The sequence below is a fragment of the Pseudomonas canadensis genome (assembly GCF_000503215.1).
Classification (GTDB): Bacteria; Pseudomonadota; Gammaproteobacteria; order Pseudomonadales; family Pseudomonadaceae; genus Aquipseudomonas; species Aquipseudomonas canadensis.
In genome coordinates, this window is sequence record NZ_AYTD01000017.1 from 24,703 (window position 1) to 46,464 (window position 21,762).

At 60.5% G+C, this 21,762-nt stretch carries 18 protein-coding genes; 12 read left to right on the plus strand and 6 right to left on the minus strand.

The window, feature by feature from the left end:
- Positions 1–28 precede the first annotated feature (28 nt).
- The 3 genes from U367_RS0118870 to U367_RS0118880 form a co-directional block, all read right to left on the minus strand.
- Positions 29–1,141, minus strand: coding sequence for an ABC transporter ATP-binding protein (locus U367_RS0118870; RefSeq protein ID WP_028618154.1), 1,113 nt, complete (start codon positions 1,139–1,141; stop codon positions 29–31).
- Between the two features lie 226 nt (positions 1,142–1,367).
- Complete coding sequence (locus U367_RS0118875) at positions 1,368–1,997, minus strand: response regulator (protein WP_015886166.1); 630 nt, start codon at positions 1,995–1,997, stop codon at positions 1,368–1,370.
- 18 nt (positions 1,998–2,015) lie between these two features.
- Positions 2,016–4,010, minus strand: a complete 1,995-nt coding sequence (locus U367_RS0118880) for a PAS domain-containing sensor histidine kinase (protein ID WP_028618155.1) — start codon at positions 4,008–4,010, stop codon at positions 2,016–2,018.
- A gap of 77 nt (positions 4,011–4,087) precedes the next feature.
- Here U367_RS0118880 and U367_RS0118885 point away from each other — a divergent pair, with 77 nt between their 5' ends.
- Complete coding sequence (locus U367_RS0118885) at positions 4,088–5,062, plus strand: alpha/beta hydrolase family protein (protein WP_028618156.1); 975 nt, start codon at positions 4,088–4,090, stop codon at positions 5,060–5,062.
- 54 nt (positions 5,063–5,116) lie between these two features.
- On the opposite strand, the gene U367_RS0118890 is transcribed toward U367_RS0118885, so the two are convergent.
- Genes U367_RS0118890 through U367_RS0118900 form a run of 3 tightly spaced genes read right to left on the minus strand, consistent with a single transcriptional unit; the run spans position 5,117 to position 7,582 of the window.
- Positions 5,117–5,884, minus strand: a complete 768-nt coding sequence (locus U367_RS0118890) for a TerB family tellurite resistance protein (RefSeq protein WP_028618157.1) — start codon at positions 5,882–5,884, stop codon at positions 5,117–5,119.
- A gap of 1 nt (position 5,885) precedes the next feature.
- Positions 5,886–6,560, minus strand: a complete 675-nt coding sequence (murU, locus tag U367_RS0118895) for an N-acetylmuramate alpha-1-phosphate uridylyltransferase MurU (protein WP_028618158.1) — start codon at positions 6,558–6,560, stop codon at positions 5,886–5,888.
- Positions 6,557–7,582 carry an aminoglycoside phosphotransferase family protein gene (locus tag U367_RS0118900; RefSeq protein WP_028618159.1) on the minus strand — a complete coding sequence of 342 codons (1,026 nt, stop codon included), beginning with the start codon at positions 7,580–7,582 and terminating at the stop codon, positions 6,557–6,559. The genes murU and U367_RS0118900 overlap by 4 nt, the downstream gene beginning before the upstream one ends.
- Positions 7,583–7,712: 130 nt before the next feature.
- On the opposite strand from U367_RS0118900, the gene U367_RS0118905 reads away from it, so the two are divergent.
- The 11 genes from U367_RS0118905 (at position 7,713) to U367_RS0118955 (ending at position 21,749) form a co-directional block, all read left to right on the plus strand.
- A complete protein-coding gene (locus U367_RS0118905) occupies positions 7,713–10,526 on the plus strand; it encodes an LPS-assembly protein LptD (RefSeq protein WP_028618160.1) in 2,814 nt (937 codons plus the stop codon).
- Positions 10,501–11,838, plus strand: coding sequence for a peptidylprolyl isomerase (locus U367_RS0118910; RefSeq protein WP_028618161.1), 1,338 nt, complete (start codon positions 10,501–10,503; stop codon positions 11,836–11,838). The genes U367_RS0118905 and U367_RS0118910 overlap by 26 nt, the downstream gene beginning before the upstream one ends.
- A complete protein-coding gene (gene pdxA / locus U367_RS0118915) occupies positions 11,835–12,824 on the plus strand; it encodes a 4-hydroxythreonine-4-phosphate dehydrogenase PdxA (protein ID WP_028618162.1) in 990 nt (329 codons plus the stop codon). Before U367_RS0118910 ends, pdxA begins: the two co-directional genes overlap by 4 nt.
- Positions 12,821–13,633 (plus strand): 16S rRNA (adenine(1518)-N(6)/adenine(1519)-N(6))-dimethyltransferase RsmA, encoded by an 813-nt coding sequence (gene rsmA, locus U367_RS0118920; protein WP_016977876.1) that lies wholly within the window; start codon positions 12,821–12,823, stop codon positions 13,631–13,633. The genes pdxA and rsmA overlap by 4 nt, the downstream gene beginning before the upstream one ends.
- Before the next feature lie 97 nt (positions 13,634–13,730).
- Positions 13,731–14,111: a Co2+/Mg2+ efflux protein ApaG gene (gene apaG, locus U367_RS0118925; RefSeq protein WP_028618163.1), complete on the plus strand. Its 381-nt coding sequence runs from the start codon at positions 13,731–13,733 to the stop codon at positions 14,109–14,111.
- Positions 14,111–14,962, plus strand: a complete 852-nt coding sequence (locus U367_RS0118930) for a symmetrical bis(5'-nucleosyl)-tetraphosphatase (RefSeq protein ID WP_028618164.1) — start codon at positions 14,111–14,113, stop codon at positions 14,960–14,962. The genes apaG and U367_RS0118930 overlap by 1 nt, the downstream gene beginning before the upstream one ends.
- A 9-nt stretch (positions 14,963–14,971) precedes the next feature.
- On the plus strand, positions 14,972–15,301 hold the full coding sequence (glpE, locus tag U367_RS0118935; RefSeq protein ID WP_028618165.1) for a thiosulfate sulfurtransferase GlpE: 330 nt from the start codon (positions 14,972–14,974) through the stop codon (positions 15,299–15,301).
- Positions 15,302–15,586: 285 nt separating this feature from the next.
- Complete coding sequence (locus U367_RS0118940; protein ID WP_016977873.1) at positions 15,587–17,509, plus strand: PrkA family serine protein kinase; 1,923 nt, start codon at positions 15,587–15,589, stop codon at positions 17,507–17,509.
- A gap of 113 nt (positions 17,510–17,622) precedes the next feature.
- A complete protein-coding gene (locus U367_RS0118945) occupies positions 17,623–18,894 on the plus strand; it encodes a YeaH/YhbH family protein (RefSeq protein WP_028618166.1) in 1,272 nt (423 codons plus the stop codon).
- A complete protein-coding gene (locus tag U367_RS0118950; RefSeq protein ID WP_028618167.1) occupies positions 18,891–20,456 on the plus strand; it encodes a SpoVR family protein in 1,566 nt (521 codons plus the stop codon). The genes U367_RS0118945 and U367_RS0118950 overlap by 4 nt, the downstream gene beginning before the upstream one ends.
- 63 nt (positions 20,457–20,519) lie before the next feature.
- The gene (locus U367_RS0118955) at positions 20,520–21,749 is read left to right on the plus strand and encodes a multifunctional CCA addition/repair protein (RefSeq protein ID WP_028618168.1); all 1,230 of its coding nucleotides are present in this window, start codon (positions 20,520–20,522) and stop codon (positions 21,747–21,749) included.
- The last annotated feature ends 13 nt before the right edge of the window (positions 21,750–21,762 follow it).

The window sequence follows — 21,762 nt, forward strand, 5'->3', positions numbered from 1 at the left end:
TGCAGGGTTGGTGAAGCCAGGGGGGCGATCAATTCGCCTCTAGAAGTGGGTCGAGTGCGCGAACGTGCTCGACTTGCCAGCCAATCGGTACCACGTCGCCGACCGCCAGGGCTGGGTCCAGCTCGGCAATCGGTTGTTTCACAAAAAAATCGGCCTTGCCGCAGACTTCCAGGCGCACACGCACGTGGTCGCCCAGGTAGATGAATTCGGCCACGCGCCCGGAGAAGCGGTTGACGCAAGATTCGCTGGAACCATTGAGGCTGACGCGCTCCGGGCGTACCGACAGGGTCACCGGGCCGCCGACCTGGCCGACATTCACCGCCAGCGCCTCGACCTTCTCACCGCGCGCCAGCTCCACCACGCAGCGCTCGCCGGTATGGCTGTGCAAGCGGCCATTGAGCCGGTTGTTCTCGCCGATGAAGTTGGCGACGAAGGTGTTCTTCGGTTCTTCGTAGAGGGTTCGCGGCGCGGCGATCTGCTGGATTTCACCCTGATGGAACACCGCCACGCGGTCAGACATGGTCAGCGCCTCGCCCTGGTCGTGGGTCACATACACCACGGTCACGCCGAGGCGCTGGTGCAGGTGCTTGATCTCCATCTGCATGTGTTCACGCAGTTGCTTGTCGAGGGCGCCGAGGGGTTCGTCCATCAGCACCAGCTGTGGTTCGAACACCAGCGCGCGGGCCAATGCCACGCGCTGTTGCTGGCCGCCAGAGAGTTGCGCCGGGTAGCGCTGGGCGAAAGCATCGAGCTGGACCATGCTCAGCACGCGTTTGACCCGCTCGCTGATATCGGTCTTGCTCAAGCCCCGCACCGACAGCGGGAACGCCAGGTTCTCGGCCACGGTCATGTGCGGAAACAGCGCATAGTTCTGGAACACCATGCCGATGTCGCGTTTATGCGGCGGCACGTTGTTGATGGAGCGCCCGGCCAGCTGGATTTCGCCGGCCGTCGGCGTTTCAAAGCCGGCGAGCATCATCAGGCTGGTGGTCTTGCCCGAACCGGAAGGCCCGAGCAGGGTGAGGAACTCGCCCTTGCGAATCTCCAGGTTGAGGTCTTTGACGATCAGGTTCTCGCCGTCGTAGCTCTTCTGCACGCCACGAAAGCTGACCAGCACATCATTTGAATCCACCTCGCTCATACCCGCACCTTTTTGTTTTGGACTGCTGTGAGACAAGCGTAGTCCAGCCGCAAGGCCCCCGGAAATCGGGGGCCAGGAGAGAATTGCATCAGCCGGATGGAAGGTTTGGGGTAGGGATTGCCCTACACGGATGGCGCGCACGGGACGGTGCAGCGACAAGTGGCGAGCTGCAAGCGGCAAGAATGGGCTCGGCGGGGTTTTCGCGGTGTCGTTATCAGGTATGTGGTTAGAGCAGCTTGTGTTCCATGGCGTACTTCACCAACTCCGCCAGGGACGTGATATTGAGCTTTTGCATCAGTCGCGCCTTGTGGGTGCTGATGGTCTTGCTGCTCAGCGCCAGTTGCTGGGCGATGTCGTTGACGTTGGCGCCCTGGGCCAGGCGCTCGAACACCGAGAACTCGCGCTCGGACAGTAATGAATGCAGCGGTCGCGTATCGGTGAGGCCGACTTCAAAGACCATCCGGTCGGCCAGGTCCGGGTCGATGTAACGCCCGCCGGCCGCCACCTTGCGAATCGCCGTGAGCAACAGCGCCGGGTCGCTGTCCTTGGTGGCGTAACCGGCGGCGCCGACCTTCAAGGCGCGGGCAGCCATTTGCGCTTCGTCGTGCATCGACAGCACCAGGATTGCCGGCGGATTGTTCAGCGCACGGATCCGCGCAATCGCTTCCAGGCCGTTGACGCCGGGCATCGAGATGTCCAGCAAAACCACCTCGCAGGGCACGTGGCGCAGGGTCTCCAGCAATTGCTCGCCATTGCTGGCCTCCCCCACCACCAGCAGGTCTTTGGCCAGGCCAATCAATTGCTTGATGCCCTCACGAACGATGGTGTGGTCTTCGGCTACCAGTACGCGGATCACAGGGACTTCCTCTTGGTGTTATGCATCCAATGGCACCGTGACACTCAGGGTGGTGCCCTCCCCCAATTCGCTGTCCAGCCTCAATTGCCCACCCATGATCAGCACGCGCTCGCGCATGCCTACCAGGCCAAACGACACCGGGCGGCCCTGCGCGTGGACGAAGCCGACGCCATCGTCGCTGATGGTCAGGCGCAAATCCGTGCCCTCCAGGGCAAGGGTCAATTCGACAGTATGCGCCTGGGCATGGCGCATCACATTGGTCAGCGCCTCCTGCAGGATGCGGAATAAGCCAATGGCCTTGGCATCGCTGAGAGCCGGCAGGTTATCCGGAACCTGCACCAAGCAGGGAATTTGCGTGCGCGCTTCGAAGCGCCGCGCCTGCCATTCGATGGCGGAAGCGATACCCGCATCCAGAATCGGCGGGCGCAGTGCCGTCGCCACGTCCCGCACCAACTGGAACAGCTGGGCGATCAAGCGCTTCATGCTGTTCAAGCGCTCGTGCAAACCGGGGTCGAGTTGCGCATAGGCCAGCTCGCACATAGAGGTTTCGAGCTTGAGCACGGTGAGCATTTGCCCGAGCTCGTCGTGCACTTCGCGGGCGATACGGGCTTTTTCTTCTTCGCGTACGGTTTCCAGGTGGGCGGACAGTTCGCGCAGTTGCGCTTCGCTTTGCAGCAACGCGGCCAACGTCCGCCTCAGTTCGCTGACATCGTTGAGGTAGACCACCAGGTATTCAGCTTCGGCAAAACGCAGGAAACTCAAGGACACATTGGTTGGCAGGATGCTGCCATCGGCTCGCCGACAATCGGTAGCGAAGTTCTGCGGCCCTTCTTCACTGGCCCGTGCACGTTTCCAGAGGTTGAGCCAACGGTCCATGTCCAGGCTCGGATCAAGGTCGGCGAGCGGCCGCTCGATCAGCGCACCGGGGCCGTAGCCGAGCATGCTTTCGGCCGCGTGATTGGCGTAGCGCACATGGCTGTCCCAGTTGACCCAGAGGATGCCGACGGTGCTCTGGTCGATGGAAAACTGTGTCAGCCTTAGGGCCTCGGCACCGGCGGCGCGGGCGGCGCTTTCTTCCCGTGCGGCCAACAAGCCGTGTTCCAGCACCCGTTGCTGGCGGCGTTGCCAAAACACCACGGCCAGGCTGGCGAGCAGCAACAGACCCAGCAACAGACTGAGGTTTTGCCAGAGTCCCGGGGACTCGGTAAGGCGCGGGTATTTGGGTTGCAGCCAGCGGCTGTGCAGTTGGTCCAAGTCGCGAGCGGGGATGGCGCGCAAGGCGCTTTGCATGATGCCGGCCAGTTCCGGCCATTCTCGCCGCGTGGCCACCCGCAGCAATTGCGGCAGGCCGATGTCGCCCACCACTGCCAGCCCGGCAAACTCCGCCTCGCCGGACAAGCGGCTCAACTGCGCTTCATCCACCACCGCATAACGCGCTTGCTGGCTCACCAACAATTGCAGGGCCTGGCGCTCCATCGGCACGCCCTGCAGGTTGAGGCCGGGATAAGTGCTGCGCAGGTAATCAGCCACGGCGCTGGGCATGCGCACAGCGACGCGGGATTGTTCATCGAGTTTTTCCAGCTCCACGGCACCGCCGCCATCGCGGATGCCGACGATGTGTTGCGGCACGCGCATGTAGGGGTCGGTGAACAACCACAGGCGCAGACCGGACGGGGTTTGTTGCAGGCCTGGGGCAATGTCCACCTCGCCCTCGCGCACGGCGGCTTCCAGTTGCTCCTGATTGGGGAAATTGCGCCAGGTCAGCTCGATATTCAGCGCCTTGGCCAGCCACTGCATCAACTCGACATTCGCCCCGGACAGCCGCTGCAAACGCCGATCGTATTGCGCGTAGGGTGCTTGCAACACCAGTCCGACCCGCAGCTCAGGGTGCTGAGCCAGCCATTCGCGTTGCTGCGCATTGAGCTGTGCCTGGGGCGCGACGGGCGCAGGGGCGGCATTTGCCATCAAGCCAAGGCACAAACAGCCGATAACCAGCAGACAGCGAAAACCCATGATCCACGTCTCACATCACTGACAAATACTGACCAACCCATTAGGCTGCTGGAATCACTTCTGGCCGGGAATTTACGATGCCCTTTTTTCACCGTTCAGCATTGCCAGCATTGTGCCTGTCGCTGCTTTTTACCAGCGCCTTTTCCGTACAGGCTGCTGACCCACCCGCACCTGCCGCCGATAAACCCGTCGAGCGCCAGCCTTTACCCGAGCGCAGCCAGGCAGAAGCCAGCGCCCTCGAACGCAAGATCCCACAACAAGAACAGCAGCAATTGCAGGCCGGCAGCGATTCCTTCCTCGCCCTGTGGAAACCCGCCAACAGCGCCGAGCCCGAAGGCGTGGTGATTATCGTACCCGGCGCTGGCGAAAATGCTGACTGGCCGCAAGCAATCAGCCCGTTGCGGCACAAATTGCCGGACGCCAACTGGGGCAGTCTCAGCCTGTCGTTACCGGATGTTAGCGTGGATACGCTGCCACCGCGTGTGATGGAAGCGCCCAAGGCGACTGTCGACACCAGCAGCAAGGAAGCGAGCACCGCCGACAAACCGATCGAGCAAGCCGCCAGCGCCGAAGCCGAAGGCACCGACCCGGCGGTGGTGCCGGGTGCCGATGAGCAGGACAAGACCGACGCTTCGCGCATCTTCGCCCGCATAGATGCCGCCGTGGCGTTCGCCCAAACACAAAGCGCACGCAGCGTGGTGCTGCTCGGCCATGGCACCGGTGCCTGGTGGGCCGCGCGGTATTTGAGCGAGAAACAACCGTCGCAGGTGCAGAAGTTCGTCATGGTCGCGGCGCAGACGCCCACCGGACGGCATCCGGATGTACAACAACTGGCCCCCGTCCTGAAGTTGCCGACCGCCGATGTCTTCTATCAGGACACCGACCCATCACGCAAAAACGCACTGGCCCGCGCCCAGGCGGCCAAACGTTTGAAAAATGACGGTTACAAGCAGGTGTCCTTGAAAGCGTTGCCCGGCAACAGCGCTGCCGAGCAGGAGCAGTTGTATCGCAGGATTCGCGGCTGGTTGAGCCCACAGGCGAACGCCGACTGAGGGAACACCGCAGGTCCCCTGTGGGAGCGGGTTATCAACGTGAAGGAGTGAAAGCTAACGAAAATCCCGCCGCTCGCGAATCAACGTATAGGCATTGTGCAGTTCGCGAGTGCGCTCGGTGGCCTCACGCACTTGCGCGGGACTCGCGCCGGTGCCGGCGATCTTGTCCGGGTGATGGCGGCTGAGCAGGCGGCGATAGGCTCGCTTGATCACCGATGGCTCGGTAGTGGCAGTCACCCCCAACAGGCGCAGCGCGTCCTGATAGGTGGCACCGCGACTGACCAGCGGCTTGCGCTCCGGTGTGTAGTCGGCCGCCAGTGCCTGCAACTGTTGCGGCGTCCAACCAAGCCACTTGCCCCACAGGTCGATCAGGTCACGCTCGGCGTCATCCGCCTTGCCGTCCGCCCAAACCATGCGCCAACAGGCGCGCAATACGCCTTCCGCCGCATGGGGTTGAGCCTTGAGCACGCGCAGATAGCTGCGCACACGGTCGGAGCCGGACTTGCCGCGATTGAACGCCGCAATCGCGCGGCGCTGGGCCGAGTCGGTCATGTCGAGCGAGCGCATCTCCTGACGCGCCTGCTGGATATGCCCATCCACTACCCGGCCATTGCTCTTGGCCAAACGCCCCAGCAACACAAATAACAACTCGTCATTGCGCAACGCCGGTCGCCCGCCCAGGCGCTCGCGCAGCTGCGCCCAACTGTGCAATTGCAGGCGACGGTCCAGCGCCTGCCCCAACAGCGCACCCAACATGGCCCCCGGAATACTGGCAATGGCAAAGCCAGCCCCGGCGCCGATCAGCGTCCCTGGCCACAGCATGTTACTGCCCCGCTGTCAGCAGGGTTTCGACCTGCGCCAAGCGCTCCAGCGTGCCGACATCAATCCAGCGTCCCTCCATGTGCTCCCCCGTTACCAGACCTTTGGCCATCGCTGCCCGCAGCAGCGGCGCAAGCTTGAAGGCACCCGCGCTGCAACCCGCGAACAGCTTGGGGTCGAGCATTGAAATGCCACTGAAGGTCAGGTTATCGGCACCGGCCGCTGCATCATGAAGCAAACCTTGATCCAGGTAGAAATCACCGCCCGAAGGATGATGGGGCGGGTTGTCGACCATCACCAAATGGGCCAGGCCCTTGAGCGGCTGCTGGAGCTGGGTGAAGTCGTAGTCGGTCCAGATATCGCCATTGACCACCAGGAAAGGTTCATCCCCCAGCAACGGCAACGCCTGGAAAATCCCACCGCCGGTTTCCAGCGGCTCGCCTTCGGGGGAATAACGGATGCGCAAACCAAACTGCGCGCCATCCCCCAGGTAACTTTCGATCTGCTGGCCGAGCCACGCATGGTTGATCACGATATCGGTGAAGCCAGCCTTGGCCAGCGCCTCCAGGTGATACTCGATCAGGCGCTTGCCGCCGGCCTGCACCAGTGGCTTGGGCGTGTGCAAGGTCAGCGGGCGCATCCGCTCGCCTTTGCCGGCGGCCAGGATCATCGCCTTCATACGCTCGCCCCGGCGGATTGGCGCAGGCTGGCGAGCAACTCACCCAGCTCACTCAACTCCGGACGGTCCGCCAAGACCTCTTCTATATAAGCAAAGAAGCGTGGCACGTCGGCCAGGTAGCGTGGCTTGCCATCGCGATGGCAAATGCGCGCGAAGATACCGATGACCTTGAGGTGACGCTGCACGCCCATCAGGTCGCTGGCACGCAGGAACTCTTCGAAATCCGCCTGCACCGGGATGTTCAGTTGCCCCGCACGCGCCCAATAGTCGCGCTGCCATTCCCGTACACGGGCCTTGGGCCAGCTGAGGAAGGCATCCTTGAACAGGCAGGTGATGTCATAGGTGACCGGCCCGTAGACCGCATCCTGGAAATCCAGCACCCCAGGGTTGGGCTCGCTGATCATCAAGTTGCGCGGCATATAGTCGCGATGCACCAACACTTTCGGCTGCGCCAGGGCGCTGTCGATCAGGTGATCACTGACACGCTCCCACAGCGCTTGCTGCTGCGTATCCAGTTCGATACCCAGGTGACGGCGCACGTACCACTCTGGAAACAATTCCAGCTCGCGGCGCAGCAAGGCAAGGTCATAGCTGGGCAACGGTGCATCCATTGGCAATTGCTGGAAGGCCAGCAAGGCGTCGATGGCATCGGCGAACAATTGATCGGCGTTTTTGTCGTCAATCACGTCCAGATAGGTTTTTCTGCCCAGGTCATTGAGCAAAAGAAAGCCGCGCGGCAAATCTTCTGCGTAAATTTTTGGAACATTTATCCCTGACTTTGCCAGCAAATGTGCGATATCGACGAAAGGTTTGCAGTTTTCCTGGGGGGGTGGAGCGTCCATTACCACGAAGGTCCGGCCACCGCCTTCCCAACGGAAGTAGCGCCTGAAACTCGCGTCGCTGCTGGCCGCGGTCAATGTAGCCGGGGGTACGGCACCCCAGCCTTGAGCGTTGAAAAGGATCGGTAACTGCTCATCCAGCCAGACTTCCAGCTGTTGTAAACGTAGATCTTGCTCGGGCATTACAAGGGTCTCCGACGGCGCTAGCCGTCAAGCGGGGCATGCTTTATTATCACGCATCTTTTTCAGACCATCGAGAGGCGTGCGGCCCAAACCGCGGGCAGATGGCACGCAGGAAGCCCGGACTAATAAGATGGCATTGAAATCCCCCGCGTTTCGTAGAAAATTTCCGTTGCTGGTAACCGGCAGTCTGCTGGCCTTGCAACCCTTCGCCACCTCATTCGTGGTCGCCGCGGAACAGTATGACTGCTCAGTCTCTGCTTCGGGTGCCTGGGATTGCGCGCCGAAAACCGCCGCAGCCCCGCTACCACCGCGCCCGGTGCATGATGGCGCTGCCATCAGCTCCGCCAACAGCACGGCTCAGACCGATGCTGGCGGCAACGCCGAGGCCGAGCCCAAGACCGCACTGGTCACCGAATCCAAGGGCCGTGGCCTGCGCTCGCGCAGCGCCGATTACAGCCACCTGGACTGGGTACCACGCGAGAAGCTGACCGCAGCGCAGCTGGCCGAAACCGGCCCGTACTGCGGCGGTGCGTACATCGAGCCGACTCGTCCTGGCATGAACGACAAGACGAACAAGAGCGATGCGCCCACCTTCATCGGTGCCAAGGCTTCGCGTTACGAGCAGGAACAACAAGTCGCGACCCTGGCCGGTGACGTCGTCATGCGCCAGGGCAGCATGCAGTTGGAATCTGAAGAAGCCAGCCTGTACCAGGCCGAGAACCGTGGCGAGCTGAACGGCAAGGTCCGTCTGCGCGACAACGGTGCACTGATCGTGGGCGACCATGCCGAAGTGCAACTCGATACCGGCGCGGCCCAGATCGACAACGCCGAATATGTGCTGCACAAATCGCGCATCCGCGGTAACGCGCTGTACGCCAAGCGTGCCGAAAACGCGATCATCCGTCTCAAGGACGGTACGTACACCACCTGCGAGCCAGACAGCAACGCCTGGCAGCTCAGGGGCAACAACATCACGTTGAACCCGGCCACCGGTTTCGGTACCGCCACCAACGCGACGTTGCGGGTCAAGAACATCCCGATCCTCTATACCCCTTACATCTATTTCCCGATCGACGACCGTCGTCAATCCGGCTTCCTGCCGCCAAGCTTCAGCACCGGCAGCGAAACCGGCTTCACCCTGGTGACGCCGTACTACTTCAACCTGGCGCCCAACTACGACGCCACGTTGTACCCGCAATACATGACCAAGCGCGGTTTGTTGATGGAAGGCGAATTCCGCTACCTCACCAAGTCCAGCGAAGGCCAGTTCGGCGGCGCGTACCTGAACGACGACAACGACGAGCGCAAAAAACAGACCGACTACGAAAAAACCCGCTATATGCTCAATTGGCAGCATAAGGGCGGGCTGGATTCGCGTGTAGCGACCCAGGTGGATTACACCCGCATCAGTGATCCTTACTACTTCCAGGATCTGAAGTCGTTCCAGGAAGGTGTTGAAAGCCGTGATGCCCTCAATCAACAGGGTTCCGTGACCTACCGGGGCGACTCTTACCAGGCGCGCCTGAACCTCCAGGCTTACCAGCTAGCGACGATCTCACAGATCACGCCGTATGACCGGTTGCCGCAAATCACCTTCAATGGTGCGCTGCCGTACCATCCGGGTGGGCTGAACTTTACCTATGAGACTGAAGCTGTTCGCTTTGAACGCAGCCTTGAAAATGGCACGTTCACCGATCAGGACGGATTTGTGTCGCCTCGCCTGGACACCTACGTCCGCGGCCTGACCCGTGCAAACGGTACACGCCTGAACGTGGCACCAGCCGTCGCCTATCCGATGAACTGGACCTACGGTTTTATCACGCCGAAGCTCAAGTACGTTTACACCAAGTACGATCTTGATTTGGATAGCACCGGCAAGAACCAGATCATTGCGAGTCAAAATGCGGCAGCCGCAGCCGGCACTCAATATGCCGGTGGCACCTTCAAAAGCTCGCAAGACCGCGCGGTGCCAATCGCCAGCGTCGACAGCGGCCTCTATTTCGACCGCAACACCAACTGGTTCGGCAAAGACTATCGCCAGACTCTCGAGCCGCGTGCGTTCTACCTGTATGTGCCGAACAAGGACCAGAGCGACATCCCGGTCTTTGATACCAGCGAATACTCGTTCAGCTACGCGTCGCTGTTCCGCGACAACCGCTTCAGCGGCACTGACCGGATCGGCGACGAGAATAAACTTTCCCTGGGCGTGACCAGCCGCTGGATCGAAGAAAACGGCTTTGAACGTCAGCGTGTGTCCGTTGGCCAGGCGGTTTACTTCAAGGATCGTGAGGTTCAACTGCCGGGTATCCTGGCGGCTGACCGTGCCGATGCACAGTCCGACGTTTCGCCGGTTGCACTGGACTACGAGTTCCGCTTCAACCGTGACTGGCGCGCCACTGCCGACTACAACTGGGACACCGAGGAACACAGTCCTCGTTCCGGCAGCGCGATGCTTCACTACCAGCCGGAAGACAACCCGAACAAAATCATCAACGTTGGTTATCGCTATCGTAATGACCAGGTCGTCTACAACCAACTGACCGGCAAATGGCAGTTTGGTGGCGACTACGGCACACCGGGCGCAGATAACTATGTGAAGGATTACTACAAAATCCAACAACACGACTTCTCGATGATGTGGCCGATCATTCCCCAGTGGAACCTGATCACCCGCTGGCAGTATGACTACGCTCGCAACCGTACCCTGGAAGCCTTCGGTGGTTTCGAGTACGACAACTGCTGCTGGAAACTGCGCGTCATCAACCGTTACTGGGTTTCCAACGACGAATACAGCCAGATCGCCCCGCTTAACGAAAAGGGTGACCACGGGCTCTTCTTCCAGATCGTCCTCAAAGGACTCGGCGGCCTGACCGGCGCCAAGGTAGAGAGCTTCCTCGACAAAGGCATTGAAGGTTATCGTGAACGTGAAGACCAAGCTTTCTGATTGTCTGCGCCCGCTAGTGCTGGGCGCACTGTTCCTGGGTACCGCATCGGCGCACGCTGCGGTTCAAGAACTGGATAAGGTAGTGGCCATCGTCGATAACGACGTGATCATGCAGAGCCAACTGGACCAGCGCGTCAAGGAAGTCCAGCAAACCATCGCCAAGCGTGGCGGTGGCGTGCCACCGACCAGCGTCCTGGACCAGCAGGTACTCGAGCGTTTGATCGTCGAGAACCTGCAACTGCAGATCGGCGATCGTTCCGGCATCCGTATTTCGGACGAAGAACTGAACCAGGCCGTGGGCACTATCGCCCAGCGCAACAACATGAGCATCGACCAGTTCCGTGCAGCCTTGGCCCACGACGGTTTGTCCTATGAGGACGCCCGTGACCAGATCCGCCGTGAAATGATCATTAGCCGTGTACGCCAACGCCGTGTGGCCGAGCGGGTTCAAGTCTCCGAGCAGGAAGTGAAGAACTTCCTGGCGTCGGACCTGGGCAAGATGCAGCTTTCCGAGGAACTGCACCTGGCCAACATCCTGATCCCGACACCGGACAGCGCCAACTCCGAGCAGCTCAATGCAGCCGCCGCCAAGACCCAGGCTATCTATGATCGCTTGAAGGCGGGTGCCGACTTCGCCCAAATGGCGATCGCCCAGTCCGGCAGCGACAACGCACTGGAAGGCGGCGACATGGGCTGGCGTAAAGCGGCTCAATTGCCTCCTCCGTTTGACCGCGAGCTGAGCGCAATGGAAGTGGGTGGCATCACCCAACCTGCGCGCACACCGGGAGGCTTCATCATCCTGAAGCTCTTGGAAAAACGCGGCGGCGAAACATCGCTCAAGGATGAGGTGCACGTTCGCCACATCCTGGTCAAACCTAGCGAAATCCGCACCGAAGCCCAAACCAAGGAACTGGCCCAGAAGATCTATGACCGCATCCAGAGCGGTGAAGACTTCGCTACCCTGGCCAAGAGCTTCTCGGAAGACCCTGGTTCTGCCCTCAATGGCGGCGACCTGAACTGGATCGATCCGAAAGCGCTGGTGCCGGAGTTCCAACAGGTGATGGCCGATACCCCGCAGGGTGTATTGTCCAAGCCGTTCAAGACCCAATATGGCTGGCATGTGCTGGAAGTCCTTGGCCGTCGCGCCACCGACAACACCAACCAAGCCCGCGAGCAACAAGCGCTGAACGTACTGCGTAACCGTAAATACGACGAAGAGCTGCAAACCTGGCTGCGTCAGATCCGCGACGAAGCCTATGTTGAGAACAAGCTGCCAGGCGCCCAGACAGGCACCGACCAGGCCGTTCAGTGAAACCCCAGCGTTTCGCGGTGACACCCGGCGAGCCGGCCGGCATTGGTCCTGACCTGTGCCTGCTGCTCGCCTCGCAACCCCAGCCACACCCCCTGATTGCCATTACCAGCCGCGACCTGCTCCTTGAGCGGGCCGCGCAGCTGGGTGTGGCCGTCATTCTGTTGGACGTGGCGCCCGGCAATTGGCCGGACCTGCCCGCCCCGGCAGGAAGCCTGTATGTGTGGGACACCCCGCTGCAGGCCAACGTGGTTGCCGGGCAACTGAACAAAGCCAACGCAGCGTTCGTGCTCGAAACCCTGACTCGCGCCGGGCAAGGCTGCATCGATGGCGACTTCGCCGGCATGATCACCGCGCCCGTACACAAAGGCGTGATCAATGAATCCGGTATCGCCTTTTCCGGCCACACCGAGTTCCTCGCCGAGCTGACCCACACCGAACAAGTCGTCATGATGCTGGCCACGCGCGGCCTACGGGTCGCCTTGGTGACCACGCACCTGCCGCTGCGCGAGATTGCCGATGCCATCACCGTCGAGCGGGTGGAACGCGTCACGCGCATCCTGCACGCCGACCTGCAACAGAAATTCGGCATCGCCCAACCGCGCATCCTGGTCTGCGGGCTCAACCCCCACGCCGGCGAAGGCGGCCACTTGGGCCATGAAGAAATCGACATCATCGAACCCACCCTGGAGCGTCTGCGCCAAGAAGGCATGGACCTGCGCGGCCCACTGCCTGCGGACACTCTGTTTACCCCCAAATATCTGGAGCACTGCGACGCAGTGCTGGCGATGTACCACGACCAGGGGCTGCCGGTGCTTAAATACAAAGGCTTCGGCGCCGCAGTCAACGTGACACTGGGCTTGCCGATCATCCGCACCTCCGTCGACCATGGCACTGCCCTGGACCTGGCGGGCAGCGGCAAGATCGATACCGGCAGCCTGCACGTGGCCCTGGAAACCGCCTATCAGATGGCCGAGACCCGTATATGACCGAGCATTACCAACACCGGGCGCGCAAGCGCTTCGGGCAAAACTTCCTGCACGACGCTGGCGTGATCGACCGCATCCTGCGCTCCATCCATGCCAAACCTGAAGACCGTCTGCTGGAAATCGGTCCGGGCCAGGGCGCGCTGACCCAAGGCCTGCTGGCCAGCGGCGGCCAACTGGACGTGGTGGAACTGGACAAGGACCTGATCCCGATCCTCAACCAGCAGTTCGCCGGCAAGCCCAACTTCAACCTGCATCAGGGTGATGCGCTGAAGTTCGACTTCAACACCCTCAATGCCGCGCCCAACAGCCTGCGTGTGGTGGGCAACCTGCCGTACAACATCTCCACGCCGCTGATTTTCCACCTGCTGAACAACGCCGGCATCATCCGCGACATGCACTTCATGCTGCAAAAGGAAGTAGTTGAACGTCTGGCCGCGGGTCCTGGCGGTGGTGATTGGGGCCGTCTGTCGATCATGGTTCAGTACCATTGCCGCGTCGAGCACCTGTTCAACGTGGGCCCTGGCGCGTTCAACCCGCCGCCTAAGGTCGACTCGGCCATCGTGCGCCTGGTGCCCCACGCCGTGTTGCCACACCCGGCCAAGGACCACAAGTTGCTGGAGCGCGTGGTGCGCGAGGCCTTCAACCAACGCCGCAAGACCCTGCGCAACACGCTCAAGGCGCTGCTGAGCAATGCCGAGATCGAAGCTGCCGGCGTCGATGGCGGCCTGCGTCCCGAGCAACTGGACCTCGCCGCGTTCGTGCGCCTGGCCGACCAGTTGGCGATCCAGCCTGCGCCAGCCGCAGACTGACAGCGCCGGGCAAGGCCAGACACATGTCTGGCCTAGTGCCCTCCTCTTGGCCTAGACTGACCCGCATCTGCTGTCCTCCGCTTTTAAGGCCTCTTGCATGTCCGATCCTCGCTACCAGATCGACGTCAGCGTCGTCACCCGCTTCCTGGCGGACCAATCCCAACCTGAACACAACCGCTTTGCCTTTGCCTACACCATCACGGTGAAAAACAACGGACAGGTGCCGGCCCAGCTGCTGTCGCGCCACTGGGTGATCACCGACGGTGACGGTCAGGTCGAAGAAGTTCGCGGTGCCGGCGTGGTGGGTCAGCAACCATTGATCGACAGCGGCGCCAGCCATACCTATAGCAGCGGCACGGTGATGACCTCCAAAGTCGGCACCATGCAAGGCTCGTATCAGATGAAAGCCACCGACGGCAAGTTGTTCGACGCCATCATCGCGCCCTTCCGCCTTGCCGTGCCGGGAGCCCTGCACTGATGGCGACGTACGCGGTCGGCGACCTGCAGGGCTGCCTCGAACCGCTCAAATGCCTGCTTGAACGCGTAGCCTTCAACCCAACCCACGATCGCCTGTGGCTGGTCGGCGATCTGGTCAATCGCGGCCCGAAATCCCTGGAAACGCTGCGCTATTTGTATAGCCTGCGCGACGCTCTAGTCTGCGTATTGGGTAATCACGACCTTCATCTGCTGGCCGCCGGCAATAACATCGAGCGTCTGAAAAAGGGCGATACCCTTCGGGAAATCCTCGAAGCGCCGGATCGCACCGAGCTGCTCGACTGGCTGCGCCGGCAGAAAGTCATGCATTACGACGAAGGCCGCAACATGGCCTTGGTCCATGCTGGCATCCCGCCGCAGTGGACACTGAAGAAAGCCCTCAAGTGCGCCGCCGAAGTCGAAAGCGCCCTGGCCGATGACAACCTGTACACCGCCTACCTCGACGGCATGTACGGCAACGAACCAGTAAAGTGGAACAACGACCTCACCGGCGTCACGCGCCTGCGGGTCATCACCAACTACTTCACGCGCATGCGTTTCTGTACCGCCGAGGGCAAGCTCGACCTCAAGAGCAAGGAAGGCGCTGACACCGCGCTGCCGGGCTACAAGCCGTGGTTCGCTCACAAAGAGCGCAAGACCCGTGACACCAAGATCATTTTTGGCCATTGGGCGGCCCTTGAGGGCAAGTGCGATGAACCCGGCGTGTTCGCCCTCGACACCGGTTGCGTGTGGGGCGGCGCCATGACCCTGATGAACATCGACACCGGCGAGCGTTATAGCTGCCAGTGCGAATCCCCTCTTCCCGTTACACTGCCGGCTACTGCCAAGCCATAGGAGCCCGCCATGAGCGAATTCAAACGTATCCCCCCTGAACAAGCCCAGGCCCTGCGCGAGCAAGGCGCCGTGGTTGTCGACATTCGTGACCAGCCGACTTATGCGGCCGCCCACATCACCGGCGCCCGGCACCTGGACAACGTCAACATCGCCGATTTCATCCACGCCGCCGACCTCGACGCGCCGGTGATCGTGGCCTGTTATCACGGCAACTCCAGTCAGAGCGCAGCGGCCTATCTGATCAGCCAGGGTTTCTCCGACGTCTATAGCCTGGACGGCGGCTTTGAACTGTGGCGTACGACTTTTCCTGCGGAAATTTCTTCCGACAATTCGCAATAATTTTTTTCACACCCCGCTACCCCGCGTGACGCTTGGGCTCGCGCCGTTTCTGACGAACGGCGCAGCCAAACTAATTGCGCATCGCGCCTTGACCTCTCTGATTCCGAACTATCCTTAAGCGCAGGCCATCCGAATCAGGGGAGAGCCGGTACACCGGCGTGCGGGTCATCGGTAGCGTTTCAGGGTGTTCTGGGGGGAAAACGGCCATTGGCGTCTGCCAATGTCTGCCAGCATCGACTGATTGATCCGGCGTCGGCTCCACGTATCGAGCGAGGTGACGACGTCATGAGTATATTCAGCCACTTCCAACAACGCTTCGCATCCACACAGCAGGAAGAACTCACGCTGCAAGAGTATCTCGAGCTGTGCAAACAGGATCGCAGCACCTACGCATCTGCCGCCGAACGCCTGCTGCTGGCAATTGGCGAGCCAGAGCTGATAGACACCTCGAACAATTCGCGCCTGTCGCGAATATTCTCCAACAAGGTGATCCGCCGCTATCCGGCCTTTGAAGACTTCCACGGCATGGAAGAATGCATCGACCAGATCGTTTCCTACTTCCGCCATGCTGCCCAAGGCTTGGAGGAGAAGAAACAGATCCTCTATCTGCTTGGCCCCGTCGGCGGTGGTAAATCGTCCTTGGCCGAAAAACTCAAACAACTGATCGAAAAAGTGCCCTTCTACGCCATCAAGGGCTCACCGGTCTTCGAGTCGCCCCTGGGCCTGTTCAACGCCACGGAAGATGGCGCGATCCTCGAAGAAGACTTCGGCATCCCGCGCCGCTACCTCAACACCATCATGTCGCCCTGGGCCACCAAGCGCCTGGCCGAGTTCGGCGGTGACATCAGCCAGTTCCGCGTGGTCAAGCTCTACCCATCGATCCTCAACCAGATCGGCGTGGCCAAGACCGAGCCGGGCGACGAGAACAACCAGGACATCTCGGCGCTGGTGGGCAAGGTCGATATCCGCAAGCTTGAAGAATTCCCACAGAACGACGCCGACGCCTACAGCTACTCAGGCGCACTGTGCCGGGCCAACCAGGGCCTGATGGAGTTCGTGGAGATGTTCAAGGCACCGATCAAGGTGCTTCACCCATTGCTCACCGCGACCCAGGAAGGCAACTACAACAGCACCGAAGGCCTGGGCGCGATTCCGTTCACCGGGATCCTGCTGGCGCACTCCAACGAATCGGAGTGGCACACCTTCCGCAACAACAAGAACAACGAAGCCTTCATCGACCGGATCTATATCGTCAAGGTGCCGTACTGCCTGCGGGTCAGCGATGAAATCAAGATCTACGACAAGCTCCTGTTCAACAGCTCCCTGGCCAAGGCGCACTGCGCACCCGACACCCTGAAGATGCTCGCCCAGTTCACGGTGCTGTCGCGCCTCAAGGAGCCGGAAAACTCGAACATCTACTCGAAGATGCGCGTGTACGACGGCGAAAACCTCAAGGATACCGATCCAAAGGCCAAGTCGATCCAGGAATACCGCGACACCGCCGGTGTGGATGAGGGCATGAACGGTCTTTCGACACGTTTTGCGTTCAAGATACTGTCCAAGGTCTTCAACTTCGACCCCCACGAAATTGCGGCCAACCCGGTGCACTTGCTCTACGTGCTGGAACAGCAGATCGAACAGGAGCAATTCCAGGCCGAAACCCGCGAACGCTACCTGCGTTTCCTCAAGGAATACCTGGCGCCGCGCTACATCGAGTTCATCGGCAAGGAAATCCAGACCGCGTACCTGGAGTCCTACAGCGAATACGGCCAGAACATCTTCGACCGCTACGTGCTGTACGCCGACTTCTGGATCCAGGACCAGGAGTACCGCGACCCGGAAACCGGCGAAATCCTCAACCGCGTGGCCCTCAACGAGGAACTGGAAAAGATCGAAAAACCCGCCGGCATCAGCAACCCGAAAGATTTCCGCAACGAAATCGTCAACTTCGTGCTGCGCGCCCGCGCCAACAACAATGGCAAGAACCCAACCTGGCTCAGCTACGAGAAGCTGCGGGTGGTCATCGAGAAAAAAATGTTCTCCAACACCGAGGACCTGCTGCCGGTCATCAGCTTCAACGCCAAGGCCAGCAAGGAGGATCAGCAAAAACACAACGACTTCGTCACACGCATGGTCGAGCGCGGCTACACCGACAAACAGGTACGACTGCTCTCCGAGTGGTATCTGCGGGTTCGCAAATCGCAGTAAGGCAGCGACAGGCGTGAACTGCCGGGCCACTGGCCTGGCAGCTGACCGCTTGTCTCTAAGCTTCCAGCTCGCGGCTTGAAGCTTGTAACGTGAAGCTGCCCGGAGGGCTCCCCATGAGCTATGTGATCGACCGACGCCTCAATGGCAAGAACAAGAGCACGGTAAACCGCCAGCGTTTCCTGCGGCGTTACCGTGACCACATCAAAAAGGCCGTCGAAGAGGCCGTCAGCCGCCGTTCCATCACGGACATGGAGCACGGCGAGCAGATCAGCATTCCTGGACGGGACATCGACGAACCGGTGCTGCACCACGGCCGGGGCGGCAAACAGACCGTCGTTCATCCCGGCAATAAGGAATTCACGACCGGCGAACATATCCAGCGCCCCCAAGGCGGTGGCGGCGGTAAAGGGCCGGGCAAGGCGGGCAATTCCGGCGAAGGCATGGATGAGTTCGTGTTCCAGATCACCCAGGAAGAATTCCTCGAATTCATGTTCGAAGACCTGGAACTGCCCAACTTGGTCAAACGCAACCTGACCGGCACCGACACCTTCAAAACCGTGCGGGCCGGGATCAGCAACGAGGGTAACCCGTCCCGCATCAACATCATCCGCACCCTGCGCTCGGCCCATGCGCGGCGCATCGCCCTGTCAGGCAGCAGCCGCGCCAAACTGAGGGACGCCAAGGAAGAGCTGGCACGGTTGAAGCGTGAAGAGCCGGACAACTTCGGCGATATCCAGGAAATAGAGGCGGAAATCGAGAAACTAAGCGCACGTATTCACCGCGTGCCATTCCTCGACACTTTCGACTTGAAATACAACCTGCTGGTCAAACAACCCAACCCCAGCTCCAAGGCGGTGATGTTCTGCCTGATGGACGTGTCGGGCTCCATGACTCAAGCCACCAAGGACATCGCCAAGCGCTTCTTCATTCTGTTGTACCTGTTCCTGAAGCGGAACTACGACAAGATCGACGTCGTGTTCATCCGCCACCACACCAGCGCCCGAGAAGTCGACGAAGAGGAATTCTTCTACTCGCGGGAAACCGGCGGCACCATCGTTTCCAGTGCATTGAAACTGATGCAGGAGATCATGGCCGAGCGCTACCCGGCCAATGAATGGAACATCTACGCCGCCCAGGCCTCGGACGGTGACAACTGGAACGACGACTCCCCAATCTGCCGTGACATCCTGATCAACCAGATCATGCCGTTCGTGCAGTACTACACTTACGTTGAAATCACCCCCCGTGAGCACCAGGCCCTGTGGTTCGAATACGAGCGCATCGGCGAAGCCTTTGCCGACACGTTCACCCAGCAGCAACTGGTCTCGGCCGGCGATATCTACCCGGTCTTCCGTGAACTCTTCCAGCGCAGGTTAGTGACATGACCGCCAAAAAAGAGCAAAGACGCCAACCGATCTCCACGGGTTCCGAGTGGACCTTTGAACTGATCCAGGCCTATGACCGCGAAATCAGCCGCATTGCGGCGGGTTATGCCCTGGACACCTATCCCAACCAGATCGAGGTGATTACCGCCGAACAGATGATGGATGCCTACGCCTCGGTCGGCATGCCACTGGGTTATCACCATTGGTCCTACGGCAAACACTTCCTCAGCACCGAAAAGTCCTACAGCCGCGGCCAGATGGGCCTGGCCTACGAGATCGTGATCAACTCCGACCCTTGCATCGCCTACCTGATGGAAGAGAACACCATCTGCATGCAGGCGTTGGTGGTGGCGCATGCCTGCTATGGGCATAACAGTTTCTTCAAGGGCAACTACCTGTTCCGCACCTGGACCGACGCCAGTTCGATCATCGATTACCTGGTGTTCGCCAAGCAGTACATCATGCAATGCGAGGAGCGCCACGGCATCGATGCGGTGGAGGACCTGCTCGACTCCTGCCATGCGCTGATGAACTACGGCGTCGACCGCTACAAACGCCCGTATCCGATCTCCGCCGAGGAAGAACGCCTGCGCCAGAAGGAGCGTGAGGAGCACTTGCAGAAACAGATCAACGACCTGTGGCGCACCATTCCCAAGCGCGCCGGCAAGAATAGCGACAAGGATAATGCGCGCTTCCCCGCCGAACCGCAGGAGAACATCCTCTATTTCCTGGAAAAACACGCACCGCTGCTGGAACCCTGGCAGCGGGAAATCGTGCGTATCGTGCGCAAGATCGCCCAGTACTTTTATCCACAGCGCCAAACCCAGGTGATGAACGAAGGCTGGGCCACGTTCTGGCACTACACGTTGATGAATGACCTGTACGACGAAGGCCTGGTCACCGACGGTTTCATGATGGAGTTCCTCACCTCCCACACCAGCGTGGTGTTCCAACCCGGCTTCGACAGCCCTTACTACAATGGCATCAACCCCTATGCATTGGGCTTTGCCATGTACCGCGATATCCGGCGCATGTGTGAACACCCCACCGAGGAGGACCGCCGCTGGTTCCCGGAAATCGCCGGCAGCGATTGGCTGTCCACCATAAAATTCGCCATGAGCAGCTTCAAGGACGAGAGTTTTATCCTGCAGTACCTGTCACCGCAGGTCATTCGAGACCTGAAACTGTTCAGTATTCTCGATGATGACCTCAAGGATGACCTGGTGGTGCCGGCCATCCACGATGAACCCGGCTATCGCACCATCCGCGAAACCCTGGCGGCCCAGTACAACCTGGGTAACCGCGAGCCCAACGTGCAGATCTACAGCATTGATGTACGCGGCGACCGCTCGCTGACCTTGCGTCACCAGCAGCACGACCGCAAACCCCTGGGCGAGTCCACCGAGGAAGTGCTCAAGCACCTGCACAGGCTTTGGGGCTTTGATATTCACCTGGAAACCCTGCAGGGCGACCAGGTGATGAAAACCCACCACGTGCCACCGCGCACCGATCACAACGATAACGACTACGGCCGCCTGGACCTGGCCGTCGTTCATCTCTGAAACAGCAAAGCCTCCATTGGCCAAGCACAGACGGTATCCTGTGCCGCTAATGGAGGCTTTTTCATGAAAATCTACAAAGTCGGCGGTGCGGTGCGAGATCGCCTCTTGGGTATCCCGGTGACCGATATCGACCGCGTCGTGGTGGGCGCGACTGCCGAAGAGATGCTCGCCAAGGGCTACAAGCCGGTGGGTGCTGACTTCCCGGTATTTCTGGACCCAAAAAACGGTGACGAGTACGCCCTCGCCCGTACTGAGCGCAAAAGCGGCCGGGGTTATGGCGGCTTTGTATTTCACGCCAGCCCCGAGGTGACGCTGGAAGAAGACCTGATCCGCCGCGACCTGACAATCAACGCTATGGCGGAAGACGACGACGGTAACTTGACCGACCCTTATCACGGTCAGCGAGATCTTGAAGCCCGCATTCTGCGCCATGTTTCTCCGGCGTTCGCCGAAGATCCCCTGCGAGTACTGCGTGTTGCACGCTTCGCCGCACGTTACGCGGCACTGGGGTTTACCGTCGCACCAGAAACATTTGAACTGATGCGCCAGCTCAGCGAATCCGGCGAACTGGAGGCGCTGACGCCCGAGCGCAGTTGGAAAGAAATTTCCCGCGCACTGATGGAAGACCAACCCGACGTGTTCATTCAGGTACTGCGCGACTGCGATGCGCTGAAAACCTTGATGCCAGAAGTGAATGCCCTGTTCGGCGTCCCACAACCCGAAGCCCATCACCCGGAAATCGACACCGGCATTCACACCTTGAGCGTGCTGGAACAAGCGGCCTTGCATCAGCAGCCCCTTACCGTGCGCTGGGCCTGCCTGCTGCACGACCTGGGCAAAGGCACGACCCCTGTGGATAAGTTGCCGCAGCACATCGCCCATGAACAGCGGGGTTTGGAGCTGATCAAGGCCGTCAATGAACGCTTCAAGGTGCCAAGGGATTGCCAGGAATTGGCGTTGCTGGTGGGCCAGTATCACACCCACGGTCATCGTGCGCTGGAGCTGAAAGCCTCGACGCTGCTGGAGTTGCTGCAAAGTTTCGACGTTTACCGTCGGCCGCAGCGCTTTGAGGAATTCGTGGTCGCTTGCGAAATGGACGCCCGAGGCCGCAAGGGTCTGGAGCAGAGAAGTTATCCACAAGCAGATTACTTGCGTGGGGCCGCGAAGGCAGCTCGCGAAGTGGCCGTTGCACCCTTGCTGGAGAAGGGTTTCAAAGGCCCTGAGCTGGGCGAGGCGCTCAAGCGCGAACGGCTCAAGGCCCTAAAAATCTACAAAGAACACTACGCACTGTAGGAGCCCGGCTTGC